Below are 16,445 nucleotides of genomic sequence, written 5' to 3' on the forward strand. Positions count from 1 at the left end.
ACACAGGGCCCGGGTTTCTCGCGACTCGAATGACAACGCTCATACCCAACCTGAAGCGAGAGGCCACGCCCTGGGAATCGAAGCACGCCCGCCACTGCCGTGGTTAAACAACTTCACGCCCAGACTGTCGGGCCGCGGATAGAGGCGACTGCTGAGGCTGAAGCGGCCGTTTTCGTCGAACACCTCGATGGACGAGCGATCGAGAAACACGCGCAGTTCCAGTCGCTCTTGTGTCGGGTCTATCGACACGCTGCGCTGGCCGCTGACTTGCGCACCCGAGCGGCTGCGGTCCAGCACCAGGCGCTGTAATGCCGCATCGTAATAGAGCAGGGTTTCTTCACGGCCATCGTTGCTGCAGCGCAAGGCGATGCCCAGGTGGCCGTCGGTGCAGCCGCGTAAATCCAGATGCACATGGATTTCCAGCAGGTCGCCATTCACTTCCGGCACCCAACAGGTTCCCGACTCATCCCGCCAAGGCGTACTCGGCAATGGCGCCTCGCGCAGCGCGGTGAGCTCCCGTGCCGGATACACGCAAAGGCGATCGTCATGCAGTTCAAGTTCGCGCGGTAAACCGAGCATGCCGCACCAGTGATGGGCCTGGCTCGGCATCGGGCTTTCCCACATGTCGAGCCACGCCCACACCAGGCGCCGACCATCGGCGGCCACCAGCGTTTGCGCGGCATAGAAATCGTGGCCGTTATCCAGCTCGATAAAAGGCCCGCCGGTGAAGTGCCATTGGCTGTCGAGTTGGCCCACTCGATAACCGGTCTGGTATTTGTTGAGCCGTTCGTAACCGTGGGGTTGCATGCCCTGAGGGGAGTACAGCAGCACGTCGCGCCCGTTCAGGCGAAACAGATCCGGGCACTCCCACATATAGCCATCGCCCTCGCTGCCGCTGGCTACATAATCGAGGAACTCCCAGGTGTGCAGATCGGTGGAACGATACAGCGGCAGCAGCGGTTGATCGCCCAGACGTGCGCCGGCAATCAGGTACCAATAGTCGTCCGCTTGCCAGACCTTGGGGTCACGAAAATGCATGATCGAGTCTTGCGGCGCGGTCTCGATGACAGCGCCATGCTTGACGAAGCGAATGCCGTCGACACTGGTGGCCAGGCACTGGACTTGACGGATCGAGCTTTCATCACCCACGTCTTTCAGCCAGGTGTGCCCGGTGTAGATCAGCGCCAGGGTGTCTCCACACACTACCGCGCTACCGGAAAAACAACCGTCGCGGTCGAAGTCATCGCCGGGCGCCAGGGCAATGGGCAGATGCTGCCAATGGACCAGGTCGGCGCTCTTGGCATGCCCCCAATACATCGGGCCCCACTTGGCGTCAAAGGGGTGGTGTTGATAGAAAACGTGATACTCGCCACGGAAGTACACCACCCCGTTAGGGTCGTTCATCCAGCCTGTCGGGGGGGCAATGTGATAACCGGGGCGGTAATCGTGGATGACCCGAGACAGGCCGTCACTCAGCGCCTGTTGCGCAAGGTCAAGGGAGTCAGGCATTGGATCGCTCATGGTATTCAAAGACAAAGTCATAGGGCGCCTGCTCGTGCCGGGCGCAGAGGGACGGTTTCAATGGCATGTGGGTGACGCTTCAAGGCTGTGCCGTCAGCGTCGAACAGGTGCAGGTTGTCGATGTCCAGCAGCAGCTCGACCCGGTCGCCCGCCTGCCATCCGGCGTGGACTTCACAACGACAGATCAGTGGCTCGTCCTGACCTGTCTCGAGGTGCACATAAGTTTCACTGCCCAGGTATTCGACCGCAGTCACCACGATGCCGGCGGCTCCTTCCGCTGCCTTGAGCGACACGTGTTCCGGGCGAATGCCCAGGCTCAGCAGCGTGCCCGCCGCCAGGTTCGAGCTGTCGAAGGGCAGGGACGTCATCCCCAACACGGGGCTGTCGACCAAGCTGGTTTCGCCCGGCGCCTGCAAGCGCGCCAGCAGAAAGTTCATTCTGGGTGAACCGAGAAAGCCGGCGACAAAGCGACTGGCCGGGCGCTCATAGAGTTCGCGCGGTGAGCCGACCTGTTCGACGCGACCGCCATTGAGCACGACAATTTTGTCGGCCAGGGTCATCGCTTCAACCTGATCGTGGGTGACGTAGATCATGGTCGAGCCCAGCCGGGCATGCAGCCGGGCGATTTCGTTGCGCATCTGCACCCGCAAGGACGCATCCAGGTTGGAGAGCGGCTCATCGAACAACAGAATGTCCGGTTCCCGCGCCATGGCTCTGCCCATGGCGACACGCTGACGCTGCCCACCGGACAATTCCTTTGGCTTGCGTTGCAGCAGCTTGTCCAATTGCAGGATTTGCGCGGTTTTCAGCACGCGTTCGCGCAGGCTGGTCTTTTCAGTCTTGGCCAGCTTCAGACCAAAACTGATGTTGTCGTAGACGCTCATGTGCGGGTACAGAGCATAAGACTGAAATACCATGCCGACGCCACGCTCGCGCGGCTCCAGGTCGTTGACCCGACGCCCGTCGATCAGCAGGTCGCCGGCGCAGATCGAATCCAGTCCAGCGATAAGGCGCAGCAGGGTCGACTTTCCGCAGCCCGAAGGGCCGACGAATACCACGAACTCACCCGCCGCGATCTCCAGGTTGACGTCGCGCAGAATCCGCGCACCGCCCAATTGTTTGTTCACGTTATCCAGTTTCAACTTGATCACGATGCTGTTCCTTGTAGTTGTCGGGCATCAACCCTTTAACGCGCCGGTAGTGAGGCCGGAAACGATTCGGCGCTGGAAGATCAGCACCAGAATCACCAGTGGGACGGTGACCAGCACCGATGCCGCCATCAACAACCCCCAAGGCAACTCATGGGGGCTGCCGCCGGAAATCAGGGCGATGGCCACTGGCACCGTGCGTTGGGTGTCGGTGAGGGTGAAGGTCAGGGCAAACAGGAACTCGTTCCACGCCGCGATGAAAGCCAGCAAGCCAGTGGTGACCAGGGCGGGCCAGAGCAGCGGCAACAGCACCCGGGTCAGCGTGATCCAGGGTGAGGCGCCATCCATGATTGCCGCTTCTTCCAGTTCATGGGGCAGTTGACCCATGAACGTGGTCAGCACCCAAACGGTGAAGGGCAGGGTGAAAATCGTGTAGCTGAGAATCAACGCCCAGGACGTGTTGTACAGGCCCAAGGCACGGATCACCTCGAACAGCCCCGACAGCACCGCGACCTGGGGAAACATCGACACCCCAAGGACCATCATCAACACCGTGCCACGCCCACGGAATTTCACCCGGCCCAAGGCATAAGCAGCGGTCAGGCTGAGGAACAGCGCCAGCGTCACTACGCTAAGCGCGACCACCAGTGAATTACCGATAGCCCGCAGGAATGAGGCTTGGTTAAGCACCGCCGCGTAATTGGAGAAGTCGGGTTTTTTGATCCAGTAACTCACCTCGAACAAGGCGCTGGACGGCTTCAGCGACGTGACGATGGCGTAGTAGAAAGGGAACACCGCATACAGCAGCAACACCCCGATCAGGCACCAGAAACCGAAGCGCAACAGTGCTTTTTTCAGTAGGCGAGGGCTCATGACCGGACCTCCAGTTGACGGCGTCCGAGGTAGAGATAAAGCATGGCGATCACTGCAACCACCAGAAACAGCAGGGTCGAGGCGGCGCTGCCGTAACCGACGTCCTGGAACTCCACCAGGTGTTGGCGGGCGTAGACCGACATGCTCATGGTGCTCGATGAGTTCGAGGTCAGCACATAAATCACGTCGAACACCCGCAGGGAGTCGAGGATGCGGAAAATCGCCGCCACCAGCAATGCGGGCATCAGCAGTGGCAGCGTGACCCGCCAGAACACCTTCAGTGGATGAATGCCATCGACCCTGGCGGCTTCGTAGCAGTCACTCGGCAACATCTGCAAGGCGGCGAGCATCAGCAGGGTGACAAACGGCACGGTCTTCCAGACGTCGACGATAATCACCGCCCACATCGACAGATCGGCATCTGCGGTCCAGGCCAGAGGCGCGGTAATCAGGCCGAGGCTGAGCATCAGGTGATTGATGATGCCGAACTGGTCATTGAGCATCCACGACCAGATCTTCGCCGAGACAATGGTCGGAATCGCCCACGGAATCAGAATCAACGCTCGCACCAGGGAACGGCCGGCGAACTGGATGTTCAGCAGCAAAGCCACCAGCAGCCCCAGCACGACTTCCAGCCCCACCGACACCACGGTGAAATGCAAGGTGTTGCGCACTGCATTCCACCATTGTGGATCGACCAGGATGCCCGACCAGCTGGAACCGTTGTGGAACAGATAATTGCTCAGGCCAACGAAGGTGCCGCCAGCGGTGTCCGCGAGGTTAGCGTCGGTCAGGCTGAACCAGAATGTCCGCAGCAACGGCCAGGCCGCTACCAGGGCCAGACACAGCAACATCGGCGTCAGAAACAGCCAGGCAGCGCGCACTCGGCGGCGCTGTACCGGCGTTTCCCTGGCGAGCAGGAGCTCGTCACAGGGAGCATGGGTAGTAGAGACAGACATGGTGATTTTCTTCCTTGTGGCTTACCAGTTCCGGTGTTTGATACGCGTGAGTTCGCCTTCCAGTTCGGTCAGCGCCTGATCGACCGGCAACTCGCCGGCCAGCACGCCATGCACTTGATCGAAGAACGCATTGGTGACCCGTGGATAACGAGCGGCGGTGATTGAAGCGGGGCGCATGACGCCATCGTTGAGAATGCTGTGCAGCTGACTGTAATAAGGCATGGCCGCGAGCAGCTCGGGATCCTGGTAGAGCGACTCGATCACCGGGTTATAGGCGCCAATCAACGCACGATGTTTTTGCTGTTGAGCGCTGGTCAGGTAGCTCACCAGTTCGGCGGCAAGCTTCGGGTTGGCGCTGTAACGCGATACCGCCAAACCCCACCCGCCGAGGGTGGAGGCATGGGTGCCGGTGCTGCCGCCGCGGGGCAGGGGAGCGACCCCGACCTTGTCTTTTACCGCACTGTCCTGGCTTTGCACCAGGGCCCAGACATAAGGCCAATTACGCATGAACAACGCATTGCCCGACTGGAATACGCCGCGTCCTTCTTCCTCGGTGTAATTGAGCACGCCACGCGGGGAGATGTCGCCTACCCAGCTTTTGGCCAGGGTCAACGCCGCTCTTGAGGCCTGGCTGTTGACCACGATGTCGCCTCGTGGATTGACCAGCCCTCCGTCCGGTTGGCTGCTGATCCATTCCAGCGCATTACACGTCAGGCCTTCGTAGGCACGCCCTTGAAAGATGTACCCCCAGGCGTTGGCGTTGCCGGCATTGCGCTCGGCCTGTTGTACATCCTTGGCGGTAGCGGTCATTTCCTCCCAAGTCTGGGGGACTTGCTTGTTGTATTTCTCGAGCAAGTCCTTGCGGTAATACAGCAGGCCCGAGTCGGTGAACCACGGCATCGTCACCAGCCGTCCGTTCACCGTGGCGTTGTCCACCTGTGCCTGGAAGTAGCCTTGGGTTGCGTCGGCGGGCAGCACCTCGCGCAGATCCAGCAGATGTTTGGCCAACATCCCCGGCCACACCATGTCGATCTGAATGATGTCGATGTCGCTGGACTGCGCACTGAGGATCTGTTGATAGAACGACAACCGCTCGGTTGCCGAGTTAGGCGTGGACACCACCTCGACGTGATTGCCGGTCTGTTGAGACCACGCCTCGACGGCCTCTTTGCACAGTTGTAATTCCGCACCCACCGCACCGCAGGAAATCGTCAGATTGGCTGCGCTGGAGAGGGATGGAAGCCCGGCGCAAAGGGCAAGCAGTGCTGCTGGAAAGAGTGATTTGAGCTGTTTCATAAAGCCCTCTTTATTTTTGTTTTTAGAAAAGTTAACGTTAACATCGCCAAATGTAGCAGCGTATTTGCGATGAGGCATCCTTTTTTTCGTGGATTTTGACAATTAACAATTCACGAAAAAAAGGCCGGTCGCAGGACAAAAAATAAAAACAAAACAGGAAATCCCCCATGCAGAAAGCATCAAGCTGGCTACTCGCAGGCGTACTCGGCACCTCGGCGGCCACTGCTCAGGCCGCGACTCTGGAAGAACGCATGGCCGCGTTTGAAGCCCGCGCCAGCGCTGCGGAAAAACGTGCAGCCGCCGCCGAACAACAAACCCAGGCGCTCGCCAGGGAATTGCAGCAGCTCAAACAGTCCACTCCCGCTTTGCAGCCTGTTGCGTCCACTGCGACCGCCACTGCGGCGCCCACTTTGGATACGCGGTTGGCAAAACTCGAAGCCCGTCAGCAAAGCCTGGAGAAGGAGGGCAGTACCGGACACCTCACCGACGGGTTCAGCTTCAAGGGCTACGCCCGCTCGGGATTGCTGATCAACGATGGCCTGGGGGGCGGGCGGGGCGGTCCTTATACAACGCCTGCCGGTTCAGTCGGTGGTGCAGTCGGGCGACTGGGTAATGAAGACGATACTTACATGCGTATAGACCTGTCGAAAGAAGCCTATGCGCAGAACGGCACCCATTCCAAATTCACGGTTTCCATCGCCGATGGAGTGGAAAGCTCCAATGACTGGACGGCCGCCGAAAGTAACCTGAATGTGCGCCAGGTATTTACGGAACTCGATCATCTCGCCGCATTCAAGGGCAATTCGACGTTCGAGAACGCCACCCTGTGGGCAGGCAAGCGATTCGACAGGGACAACTTCGATATCCATTGGCTGGACTCGGACGTCGTCTTTCTGGCCGGCACCGGGGGTGGTATCTACGACGTGCAGATGAACAAGAACTGGCGCTCGAATTACTCGTTGATCGGGCGTAACTACGGGGATTTCAGTGAGGGCGGTGTCAATGCCGATGTGGAAAGCTACATCCTCACCTCCAACCAGTTCTTCGATAATGGTCAGTGGCAGTGGATGTTCAATGGCATTGGCTCAAAGAAAAACGACTTTAGCACTCGCACCAATGAAGCGGGCCTGAAGCCTGCGGACTCCGGCTTGCACAGCATGATCGCAAATCATCAGAAAAACTTTTTCGGCAGGGAAGGCTTCTTCAAGACGGCGCTGCTCTACGGGCAAGGGCTGGGGGCCGAGGTCAAGAACATCGGCTCGGACGGCGAACTGATCGACGACGCCCGTGCGCTGCGCCTGGCGCTGTACGGCGAGACACCGATTGCACCCCACTGGCGCATCGGTCCAAGTCTGCTGGCCGAACAAAGCAAGGATCGCTACGTCAAGGGTGACGACTACCGCTGGATGACCCTGAACATGCGGTTGGCCAATGAAATCAACAGCAATTTCGAGATGGCCTACGAAATGAGCTGGCAAACCATGAACCTCGATCCCAAGGGTTACCTGCAACGTAATGCGGTGGACGGCAACTTCTGGAAATTCACCATCGCCCCGACCTTCAAACCCGACGTTGGAGACCTGCTCACACGCCCCGAGTTGCGAGTGTTCGCCAGCTTCATGAACTGGTCTTCGGACCTGGACCGATACAGCTCCACAGACAACTTCGGCAAGACCGACTTCAACGCCGGCGGTGTGTGGCAATACGGGATACAGATGGAAACCTGGTTTTAATAGCCGGGGCTTGCTCCCACATTTATTCGATGCCGTTCACCAATACTGTGATCGATGCAAGTCCATTGTGCTGTCCGGTGGCCAACGCTCATTAAGCGGGGCCGCCGGATGAACTCGTGGTCAGCCCCTGCCAGGCATGTCGATGCCATGTTGATGCACCCGTCGATACAGCGTTGCCCGGGAGATGCCCAAAGCCTTGGCCGCGGGGGTGGGTTTCCAGCGATGACGCACGAGGGCATCGATGAGTGCCTCGCGTTCCGGACTGGCGCAGCGTTCCAAGGCGTCAGCTGAAGCCGGATCGTTGAGTCGACGGCCGGGCAGATGCTCAGGCAAGTCACTCATTAGAATCAAGTCGGTCTCGCACACCGCGCAGGCGTAACGCAATACGTGCCGCAGTTCGCGCACATTTCCCGGCCAGCGATAGCCGAGCAGGCATTCCAGTGCGGCGCTTCCCAGTTGCATCGCCATTGCGCAGGCCGATGATTCTTCCTCGAGTATCCGGTTGATCAATGCCAGTCGATCACTGCGTTCGCGCAACGGCGGCAATTGGAATCGCGCACCACTGAGGCGGAAGTACAGGTCCTCGCGAAACTCGCCGCTGGCCACCAGGGCTTCCAGATCGCGGTGGCTGGCGCAGACCACCTGAATGTCTATCGCCTTGCTTCTTGACGCTCCCAGGGGCGCCACTTCGCCCTCGGCTAAAACCCGCAGTAGCCGGGTTTGCAGGGTCAGGGGCATATCGCCGATTTCATCGAGAAACAGGGTGCCGCCATCGGCCTGTTCCAGCAGGCCTTGCATGCCTTTATTCGAAGCACCAGTGAAGGCGCCGGCTGCATAACCAAACAGCTCGCTTTCGATCAGGTTTTCGGGAATCGCTGCGCAGTTCACCGCAATAAAAGGTCGATCACGGCGCAGACTGGCCTGGTGCAGCTGGCGGGCGAAGACTTCCTTGCCGGAACCGGTTTCGCCGTGGATCAGCACCGGCAGATTACGGTCTTTGACCCGAACCGCAAGGCGCAAACTTTCTTCCAGTCGCGGGTCGAGTTCGGCGGGTGACAGTACCCGCCGAGCCGGGCTGCGTTTCACTTGCCGTGGCGCGCTGAGTCGCCCATGCAAGACATGGCGGCCACCCCGGCAGTGAAACAGGCAGAGTGATTCGTCTTTGGCGCGATGCAATAACTGCTGATCGAACACTTGGCCGATGTGGTCCGGCAGGTGACCAAAACTTTGCGACAGCCACTGCCGCGCCGCGGGGTTGAGTGCCTGCAGTTGGCCGTCGTCGTCCCAGGCGAGCAGGTAGTCGGGCTGGCTGTCGACGTAGCCCGGGCTGTTGTGGGCCCGCAGCACCCAGTAACCCTGGGCACTGTTCATGAAAAACGCCTGTTCTATTTCCCGTGCGCTCTGCACCACCATCTGCCGGATCAGATGCTGCGAACGACGGTCGTCCGGCGAACGCACCGCAGACACATCGAGCACCCCGAGCAGTTCCCCCCGAGGGTCAAAGACCGGAGCGGCGGAGCAGGTGAGTCCGATAAAAGCCGCGCGGAAGTGATCCCGCTTGTGCACCGTAACCGGTGTTCGTGCGGTCAGCACCGCAGCCACCCCGCAGGTGCCTTCCTCGCCCTCTGACCAGCAGGTGCCCAGGTACAGGCCTGCTTTGCGGCAATCATTACGGATGGAGGTTTCCACGCGATAGTCGATGGTCTGGCCCTGGGCGTCGGTGAGCAACACGCAATAGTCGGCATCGCGCACACGACCATGGAGTCGGGCGACTTCTTCGCTGGCGATGCGCAGGAACAGTTCGGAGCGTTCTCGACACTCTTGCAGCACGTTCTGGGACAGGATCCGCGGCCCTTGTAATGAGCCAGGGTCCAAGTGGTGTTGCTCCATGGAACGGCGCCAGGAATCCAGGATCAAGTCCGGCACGGGCAGTTGCGGCAGGTGCGCTGCGTTCTTCAAAACACGGCTGACGCAATCCACATGCGCCTTCGAGTGTGCGGAAAGCATTAGGGCCTCCGGTTCGATCTTCTTTTAGTTGTGCGGGCTATTAAGCGCCGTTCACGGACGGTCGACAAGCATCGGTTCACCCCACTGCGAAGCTGAGACGCGACGTCTCAAGGTCTGGCCGCTAACCCGTGCAGGCTGACATGGGACGTCTCAATCGAGCGGGATCCCATCACTTGGAAATGTAGTCAAAACCGCTCTGGAACGGGCTTTATGGCGATCTTTTGCGATTCTGGCACCGGCCTTGCTCTAACCCTGGCAACCAGCACGACTGGCAACCCGATAATAACAAGAGGTGCCCTATGTCCTCCTGCCGAGGCTTTTACTCTGCCGTACCCGTGGTGGCGACATGAGTCGCTTGCCCCTGACCGTCGGCATCATTGCCAATCCGGCGTCCGGCCGGGACGTAAGGCGCCTGACGGCGAATGCCGGGCTGTTTTCCAGCACCGACAAGGTCTCGGTGATCCAACGGCTGCTGGCGGCTTTTGGCGCCACCGGTGTCGAGCGCGTGCTGATGCCCACCGACATGACCGGCATCGCGGCGGCGGTGAAGAAGAACAGTCATGGCCGCCAGGCGCGTGACAGCCACTGGCCAACTCTGGAATTCCTGGAACTGACCTTGCGCCAGAGCGTGGCGGACACTCGCCAGGCCGCGCGCTGGATGGCTGAACGCGGCGTGTCGCTGATTGCCGTGCTCGGCGGTGACGGCACCCACAAAGCGGTGGCTGCCGAAGTCGGCGACATTCCGCTGCTGACCCTGTCGACGGGGACCAACAATGCCTTCCCGGAACTGCGTGAGGCCACCAGCGCCGGGCTGGCCGGCGGGCTATTCGCCAGCGGCCGGATCCCACCCGAAATTGCCTTGCGTCGCAATAAACGCCTGCTGGTGCGGATTCCGAGCCGCGACCTGTGCGAAGTGGCGCTGGTGGACGTGGCAGTGTCCCCGCTGCCCTTCATCGGCGCCCGTGCAATCAGCCGTGGGATCGATCTGGCGGAGGTGTTCGTCACCTTCGCGGAACCTCAGTCCATTGGCATATCGGCCCTCTGCGGCTTGTGGTTTCCGGTCTCGCGCCAAGCCCCCAACGGTGCCTGGATGCGCCTTGATCCGCAATCGTCCGAAGCCTTGCTGGTGCCCCTGGCGCCCGGCCTGTTGCAAGGCTGCGGCGTACTCGCGGCCGGCAGCCTTGAACCCGGTGTTGCCCATCGCCTGTGCCTGAGCAGCGGCACCCTGGCCCTGGATGGCGAACGGGAAATCGAATTCAACGCCGATGACTTGCCCACCGTGACCCTCGACTCCGGCGGCCCGTTGAGCATCGATGTCAATGCGGCGCTGGCCTATGCCGCGCAAGAGCGGCTGCTGGCCATCGGTCGTGAACACCCGCAACACCCTTTGAACCTTGCACTTTGAAACTTGAGCCTCAAGACACCCTGGAGAATAAAAATGTCGACACAGCTGACTGCTGATCAATTGCTGCATGCCTATCGGGTGATGCGCACCATCCGCGTCTTTGAAGAGCGCCTGCACGTGGAGTTCGCCACCGGCGAGATTCCCGGTTTCGTCCATCTTTATGCCGGTGAAGAGGCCTCGGCCGCCGGTGTCATGGCTCACCTGAGGGATGACGACTGCATCGCCTCCAACCACCGTGGCCACGGTCATTGCATCGCCAAGGGCGTTGATGTGCACGGGATGATGGCCGAAATCTACGGTAAGAAAACCGGAGTCTGTCAGGGCAAGGGCGGCTCCATGCACATCGCCGATTTCGAGAAAGGCATGCTCGGCGCCAATGGCATCGTCGGTGCCGGTGCACCGCTGGTGGTAGGGGCGGCCCTGGCCGCCAAGCTCAAGGGGACCGATGGCGTCGCCGTCGCGTTCTTCGGCGACGGCGGTTCCAACGAAGGGGCCGTGTTCGAAGCGATGAACATGGCCTCGGTGTGGAACCTGCCGTGCCTGTTCATTGCCGAGAACAACGGTTACGCCGAGGCCACTGCGTCCAACTGGTCGGTGGCCTGCGATCACATCGCCGACCGCGCAGCCGGTTTCGGCATGCCTGGGGTCACCGTCGACGGCTTCGATTTTTTCGCCGTTCACGAAGCCGCCGGTGCCGCGGTGGCGCGCGCCCGAGCCGGTGAAGGACCGTCGTTGATCGAGGTCAAGTTGACCCGCTACTACGGTCACTTTGAAGGCGACGCCCAGACCTATCGGGCACCGGACGAGGTCAAGTATTTCCGCGAACACAACGACTGCTTGATGCAGTTTCGCGAGCGCACCACCCGGACCGGTTTGATCGATGCCAGCCAGTTGGACCAGATCGATGGCGAAGTGGACCTGTTGATCGAAAATGCCGTGCGCAAGGCCAAGTCCGACCCCAAGCCAAGCGCCGCCGACCTGCTCACCGACGTCTACGTTTCCTATCCCTGAACGCCCCCTATAACAAGAATCGAGACCTTTATCATGGCGAGAAAAATCAGTTATCAGCAGGCAATCAACGAAGCCCTGGCTCAGGAAATGCGCCGCGACCCCAGCGTGTTCATCATGGGGGAAGACGTCGCCGGCGGTGCCGGTGCTCCCGGTGAAAACGACGCCTGGGGCGGGGTATTGGGCGTGACCAAGGGCCTCTACCACCAATTTCCCGGCCGCGTGCTGGACACGCCGCTGTCGGAATTGGGTTATGTCGGTGCCGCGGTAGGCGCAGCGACCTGCGGCGTGCGCCCGGTGTGTGAGTTGATGTTCGTCGACTTCGCCGGCTGCTGCCTGGACCAGATCCTCAATCAGGCGGCCAAGTTTCGCTACATGTTCGGGGGCAAGGCTTCCACCCCGTTGGTGATTCGCACCATGGTCGGCGCGGGCCTGCGGGCCGCCGCCCAACACTCGCAAATGCTCACGTCGCTGTGGACCCACATCCCCGGCCTGAAAGTTGTCTGCCCGTCATCCCCTTATGACGCCAAGGGCCTGTTGATCCAGGCCATCCGCGACAACGATCCGGTCATCTTCTGCGAACACAAACTGCTCTACAGCATGCAGGGCGAGGTGCCGGAAGAGCTCTATACCATCCCGTTCGGCGAGGCCAACTTCCTGCGCGACGGCAAGGACGTGACCCTGGTTTCCTATGGGCGCACGGTCAATACGGCGATGGATGCAGCCCGCAGCCTGGCAGGGCGGGGGATTGACTGCGAGGTCATTGACCTGCGCACCACCAGCCCGCTGGACGAAGACAGCATTCTGGAAAGCGTGGAAAAGACCGGGCGCCTGGTGGTGATCGACGAAGCCAACCCGCGCTGTTCCATGGCCACCGACATCTCGGCCCTGGTGGCGCAAAAAGCGTTCGCCTCGCTCAAGGCGCCCATCGAGATGGTCACCGCGCCGCACACGCCGGTGCCGTTCTCCGACTCTCTGGAAGACCTCTATATCCCCGACGCGGCGAAGATCGAAAGCGCCGTGCTCAAGCTGATCGAGTGGAGCAAGCGTTCATGAGCCAGATCCATACCCTGACCATGCCCAAGTGGGGCTTGTCCATGACCGAAGGCCGGGTCGATGTCTGGCTCAAGGAGGAGGGCCAGGCGATCGCCAAGGGCGATGAAGTGCTCGACGTAGAAACCGACAAAATTTCCAGCAGTGTCGAAGCGCCGTTTTCCGGTGTGCTGCGCCGGCAGATCGCGCGCCAGGATGAAACCCTCGCGGTCGGTGCATTGCTCGGCATCGTGGTCGACGGCGAAGCCAGCGAGGCCGAGATCGATGCGGTGATCGAGCAGTTCCAGGCCGCGTTCGTGCCAGGTGACGGTGCCGAGGAAGACAGTGGGCCAAAGCCGCAGAAGGTCGAACTGGACGGGCGACTGATCCGTTACTTCGAGCGCGGCGAAGGCGGGGTGCCGTTGGTGCTGGTGCACGGGTTCGGCGGTGACCTGAATAACTGGATGTTCAATCATGAAGCATTGGCCGCCGGGCGCCGGGTGATTGCTCTGGATCTGCCGGGCCATGGCGAGTCGGGCAAACAGTTGGAGCACGGAACTCTGGATGAGTTGAGCGGGGTGCTGCTGGCTCTGCTCGATCATCTGGATGTTCCCGTGGCGCATCTGGTGGGGCATTCCATGGGCGGGGCGGTGTCGCTGAACACGGCGCGCCTGGCTCCCCAGCGGGTGCGTTCCCTGAGCTTGATCGGCAGCGCCGGCCTGGGTGCGGAAATCAACGGCGATTACCTGCAAGGTTTTGTCGAGGCAGCCAGCCGCAATGCCCTCAAGCCACAATTGGTGAAACTGTTCTCCGACCCCGAACTGGTCAATCGGCAGATGCTCGAAGACATGCTCAAGTACAAGCGTCTGGAAGGGGTGGATGCGGCCCTGCGCCTGCTGGTTGCGGGGCTGTTCAAAGAAGGGCGGCAACAACTCGATCTGCGCGGCGTGGTGCAAGAAAACCGGCAACCGGTGTTGCTGATCTGGGGCAGTGACGACGCGATCATTCCTGCGACCCACAGCGCTGGCCTGGCTGCTCAGGTCGAAATCCTGCCGGGTCAGGCGCACATGGTGCAGATGGAAGCGGCCGAGCAGGTCAATCGGCTGATTCTGGACTTTGTCCAACAACACTGATGCCTCCCTTGGCGGCCGGCCATTTGCCGGGCGCCAAGGCCAACGATTTCAAGGAGATTCCAACATGAGCCTTCCAATTGATCCGACCCGCAGCATGCGTGCCGCTGTCTGGCATGGTCGTCACGATATCCGCGTCGAAGATGTGCCGTTGCCCGTCTCGCCACCGGCGGGCTGGGTGCAGATTCGCGTGCAATGGTGCGGTATTTGCGGCTCCGACTTGCATGAATACGTGGCCGGGCCAGTGTTCATTCCGGTGGATGCGCCGCACCCGCTGACCGGCATCAAGGGGCAGTGCATTCTCGGTCATGAGTTCTGTGGCGAGATCGTCGAAATCGGCGCCGGGGTCCAGGGGTTCAGTGTGGGCGAACCGGTGGCAGCCGATGCCTGTCAGCACTGTGGCACTTGTTATTACTGCACCCATGGGCTGTACAACATTTGCGAGAACCTGGCGTTCACCGGGCTGATGAACAATGGCGCGTTCGCCGAGTTGGTCAACGTACCGGCCAACCTGCTTTACAAGTTGCCGGCCAACTTTCCCGCCGAAGCCGGGGCGTTGATCGAACCGCTGGCAGTGGGCATGCACGCGGTGAAAAAGGCCGGGAGTTTGCTGGGGAAAAATGTGGTGGTGGTTGGCGCGGGAACCATCGGCCTGTGCACCATCATGTGCGCCAAGGCGGCTGGCGCGGCCCAGGTCATTGCTCTGGAAATGTCGGGAGCGCGCAAGGCCAAGGCCCTGGAGGTGGGGGCGAGCCAGGTGCTGGACCCCAATGAGTGCGATGCTTTGGCAGAGGTGCGGCGACTGACCGGTGGGCTGGGCGCTGATGTCAGTTTCGAATGCATCGGCAACAAACACACGGCCAAGCTCGCCATCGACCTGATCCGCAAGGCCGGCACGTGTGTATTGGTGGGCATCTTCGAGGAGCCCAGCGAGTTCAATTTCTTCGAGCTGGTCGCCACCGAAAAACAGGTGCTGGGTGCACTCGCCTATAACGGGGAGTTCGCAGACGTGATCGCCTTTATCGCCGACGGTCGGCTGGACATCACGCCGCTGATAACCGGGCGTATTCAGCTGGAACAGATTGTCGGGCAGGGCTTTGAGCAATTGGTTAACAACAAGGAGCACAACGTGAAAATCATCGTGTCACCCGCTCGAATCCGAGACGCCTCAGAAAGCGATTGACGCGAACCGAGCCTGAACATTCCTGCCGAACTCGGGGCAGGTAATGTTCAGGCAACTTGTGGCCCACTTTTTCAGAGCTGCACCCGCCGCAGCCTGCCGCTCAACGGGACGACGGTGTTGTCTGGCATGGGCAGTGGCCGGCCGGTCAAACCCATGCCTTCGCTCACCAGTACCGCATCCTCCAGCAGACACAGGTTGGAAGGGGTATCCAGGTCGCGGGCGAGCACGGCGACCTGGGCGGTATGCAAGTTGCAGCTCAGCAGTCGCCCGGTAAAACGGGTAAAGCCGCCATGCAGCGGTTCGCCGTTCCAGTCGGGTGGCAAGGGTTGCTGCAGGCGGTCGCAGAGTTCCAGGACCAGCACGTTGCCCTTCGGACACAGCGCCAGTCCGGTGGGCAGTTGCAGGCCGCGAATCAGGAGCTCGACTTGCCCACTGTCAGGCCAGACCCGAATCACCTGGCCGGCCTTCTCGGCGAAGTCGATGCCCTTGCGCGTCGGGTCGCCCTGCAACTCTCCGGAAAACAGACTGATCAGCACTGCGTCGGTCGCCGGTTCGTACACCAGGGTCACCGGGACGGCTTCCTGGCCCTGGTCCAGTTCGGGCAACCGGACCAGCACGCGTTCGTCCTGTCCGCTGGTGAATTCCACCAACTGATTGGTATCGGGCTTGACCGCCAGCCAACTGCGGCGGGTCGGGTGGTAACACAGCGCATTCAGATTGCCACGGCTGTGAAACACCGGTTCGGGCGGTGTGAATTGCAGGTCCAGCAGTTTGGAACCCTCGACGTAATCGGTCTGGCTGACCAGACAGCGCCCGTCACCGCAGGCGATGTCCGACAGCCCCATGATTTCATCGCGCAGCATGCGAGCCTGCATGTTCATGGCGCGAAAACCTTGCGCCAGTATCTCGCCGGGCAGATAGGCGCCGGGCTTGTGCGGATCCGGTCGCAGTCGACTGATACGACCGCTGAAGGGCTGTTCCGGCAGGCCCGAGCCGGCTTCGGTCAGCAGCAGGCTGCCATCGGCCTGCACGCAAATGCCCCGAGGGTTCAGCAGGCCTTCGGCGATGATGGTGCTCGGGCACAGGGTTTCGCTGGGCCGCGCAGGGATATTAATGGGAATGGGCATAGGGCTCTCTCCATGAATAACGG

13 protein-coding genes are annotated in these 16,445 nt (G+C 60.9%); 6 read left to right on the top strand and 7 right to left on the bottom strand.

Going from position 1 to position 16,445, the window contains the following annotated elements; genetic code table 11:
* Positions 1-39 precede the first annotated feature (39 nt).
* The 5 genes from FFH90_RS14325 to FFH90_RS14345 are packed head-to-tail and all read right to left on the bottom strand — an operon-like array spanning position 40 to position 5,797.
* Complete coding sequence (locus FFH90_RS14325; protein WP_138867407.1) at positions 40-1,542, bottom strand: glycoside hydrolase family 32 protein; 1,503 nt, start codon at positions 1,540-1,542, stop codon at positions 40-42.
* Positions 1,539-2,672 carry an ABC transporter ATP-binding protein gene (locus FFH90_RS14330; protein WP_138867408.1) on the bottom strand — a complete coding sequence of 378 codons (1,134 nt, stop codon included), beginning with the start codon at positions 2,670-2,672 and terminating at the stop codon, positions 1,539-1,541. The genes FFH90_RS14325 and FFH90_RS14330 overlap by 4 nt, the downstream gene beginning before the upstream one ends.
* A gap of 27 nt (positions 2,673-2,699) precedes the next feature.
* A complete protein-coding gene (locus FFH90_RS14335) occupies positions 2,700-3,542 on the bottom strand; it encodes a carbohydrate ABC transporter permease (protein ID WP_086945641.1) in 843 nt (280 codons plus the stop codon).
* Entirely contained in the window at positions 3,539-4,501 is a 963-nt protein-coding gene (locus FFH90_RS14340; RefSeq protein WP_111453167.1) for a carbohydrate ABC transporter permease, read from the bottom strand. The genes FFH90_RS14335 and FFH90_RS14340 overlap by 4 nt, the downstream gene beginning before the upstream one ends.
* A 21-nt stretch (positions 4,502-4,522) precedes the next feature.
* Complete coding sequence (locus tag FFH90_RS14345; protein WP_018928910.1) at positions 4,523-5,797, bottom strand: ABC transporter substrate-binding protein; 1,275 nt, start codon at positions 5,795-5,797, stop codon at positions 4,523-4,525.
* Positions 5,798-5,964: 167 nt separating this feature from the next.
* Between FFH90_RS14345 and FFH90_RS14350 the strand changes: the two genes are divergently transcribed.
* Positions 5,965-7,530: a carbohydrate porin gene (locus FFH90_RS14350; RefSeq protein WP_028940758.1), complete on the top strand. Its 1,566-nt coding sequence runs from the start codon at positions 5,965-5,967 to the stop codon at positions 7,528-7,530.
* Between the two features lie 120 nt (positions 7,531-7,650).
* On the opposite strand, the gene FFH90_RS14355 is transcribed toward FFH90_RS14350, so the two are convergent.
* Positions 7,651-9,537 carry a sigma-54-dependent Fis family transcriptional regulator gene (locus FFH90_RS14355; RefSeq protein ID WP_138867409.1) on the bottom strand — a complete coding sequence of 629 codons (1,887 nt, stop codon included), beginning with the start codon at positions 9,535-9,537 and terminating at the stop codon, positions 7,651-7,653.
* A gap of 346 nt (positions 9,538-9,883) precedes the next feature.
* Here FFH90_RS14355 and FFH90_RS14360 point away from each other — a divergent pair, with 346 nt between their 5' ends.
* The 5 genes from FFH90_RS14360 to FFH90_RS14380 all read left to right on the top strand — a co-directional run bounded on the left by FFH90_RS14360 (position 9,884) and on the right by FFH90_RS14380 (position 15,295).
* Positions 9,884-10,942, top strand: a complete 1,059-nt coding sequence (locus FFH90_RS14360; protein ID WP_138867410.1) for an ATP-NAD kinase family protein — start codon at positions 9,884-9,886, stop codon at positions 10,940-10,942.
* Between the two features lie 33 nt (positions 10,943-10,975).
* On the top strand, positions 10,976-11,953 hold the full coding sequence (locus FFH90_RS14365; RefSeq protein ID WP_111453171.1) for a thiamine pyrophosphate-dependent dehydrogenase E1 component subunit alpha: 978 nt from the start codon (positions 10,976-10,978) through the stop codon (positions 11,951-11,953).
* A 33-nt stretch (positions 11,954-11,986) separates the two neighbouring features.
* Positions 11,987-13,006: an alpha-ketoacid dehydrogenase subunit beta gene (locus FFH90_RS14370; RefSeq protein ID WP_138867411.1), complete on the top strand. Its 1,020-nt coding sequence runs from the start codon at positions 11,987-11,989 to the stop codon at positions 13,004-13,006.
* The gene (locus FFH90_RS14375; RefSeq protein WP_111453172.1) at positions 13,003-14,115 is read left to right on the top strand and encodes an acetoin dehydrogenase dihydrolipoyllysine-residue acetyltransferase subunit; all 1,113 of its coding nucleotides are present in this window, start codon (positions 13,003-13,005) and stop codon (positions 14,113-14,115) included. The genes FFH90_RS14370 and FFH90_RS14375 overlap by 4 nt, the downstream gene beginning before the upstream one ends.
* A 94-nt stretch (positions 14,116-14,209) precedes the next feature.
* Positions 14,210-15,295 (top strand): 2,3-butanediol dehydrogenase, encoded by a 1,086-nt coding sequence (locus tag FFH90_RS14380; RefSeq protein WP_225602761.1) that lies wholly within the window; start codon positions 14,210-14,212, stop codon positions 15,293-15,295.
* 71 nt (positions 15,296-15,366) lie between these two features.
* Here the strand turns inward: FFH90_RS14380 and FFH90_RS14385 are convergent, their stop codons facing one another.
* On the bottom strand, positions 15,367-16,422 hold the full coding sequence (locus tag FFH90_RS14385; RefSeq protein ID WP_138867412.1) for a hypothetical protein: 1,056 nt from the start codon (positions 16,420-16,422) through the stop codon (positions 15,367-15,369).
* Between the last annotated feature and the right edge of the window lie 23 nt (positions 16,423-16,445).

Origin of the sequence: Pseudomonas sp. ATCC 43928, assembly GCF_005938665.2 — a bacterium.
In the GTDB taxonomy this organism is placed as follows: Bacteria; Pseudomonadota; Gammaproteobacteria; order Pseudomonadales; family Pseudomonadaceae; genus Aquipseudomonas.

What these genes read in the sequence shown, in the direction of transcription:
- FFH90_RS14325 (WP_138867407.1), bottom strand. Translation starts at nt 1,542, where the DNA reads ATGACTTTGTCTTTGAATACCATGAGCGATCCAATGCCTGACTCCCTT.
- FFH90_RS14335 (WP_086945641.1), bottom strand. Translation starts at nt 3,542, where the DNA reads ATGAGCCCTCGCCTACTGAAAAAAGCACTGTTGCGCTTCGGTTTCTGG.
- FFH90_RS14340 (WP_111453167.1), bottom strand. Translation starts at nt 4,501, where the DNA reads ATGTCTGTCTCTACTACCCATGCTCCCTGTGACGAGCTCCTGCTCGCC.
- FFH90_RS14345 (WP_018928910.1), bottom strand. Translation starts at nt 5,797, where the DNA reads ATGAAACAGCTCAAATCACTCTTTCCAGCAGCACTGCTTGCCCTTTGC.
- FFH90_RS14350 (WP_028940758.1), top strand. Translation starts at nt 5,965, where the DNA reads ATGCAGAAAGCATCAAGCTGGCTACTCGCAGGCGTACTCGGCACCTCG.
- FFH90_RS14355 (WP_138867409.1), bottom strand. Translation starts at nt 9,537, where the DNA reads ATGCTTTCCGCACACTCGAAGGCGCATGTGGATTGCGTCAGCCGTGTT.
- FFH90_RS14360 (WP_138867410.1), top strand. Translation starts at nt 9,884, where the DNA reads ATGAGTCGCTTGCCCCTGACCGTCGGCATCATTGCCAATCCGGCGTCC.
- FFH90_RS14365 (WP_111453171.1), top strand. Translation starts at nt 10,976, where the DNA reads ATGTCGACACAGCTGACTGCTGATCAATTGCTGCATGCCTATCGGGTG.
- FFH90_RS14370 (WP_138867411.1), top strand. Translation starts at nt 11,987, where the DNA reads ATGGCGAGAAAAATCAGTTATCAGCAGGCAATCAACGAAGCCCTGGCT.
- FFH90_RS14375 (WP_111453172.1), top strand. Translation starts at nt 13,003, where the DNA reads ATGAGCCAGATCCATACCCTGACCATGCCCAAGTGGGGCTTGTCCATG.
- FFH90_RS14380 (WP_225602761.1), top strand. Translation starts at nt 14,210, where the DNA reads ATGCGTGCCGCTGTCTGGCATGGTCGTCACGATATCCGCGTCGAAGAT.
- FFH90_RS14385 (WP_138867412.1), bottom strand. Translation starts at nt 16,422, where the DNA reads ATGCCCATTCCCATTAATATCCCTGCGCGGCCCAGCGAAACCCTGTGC.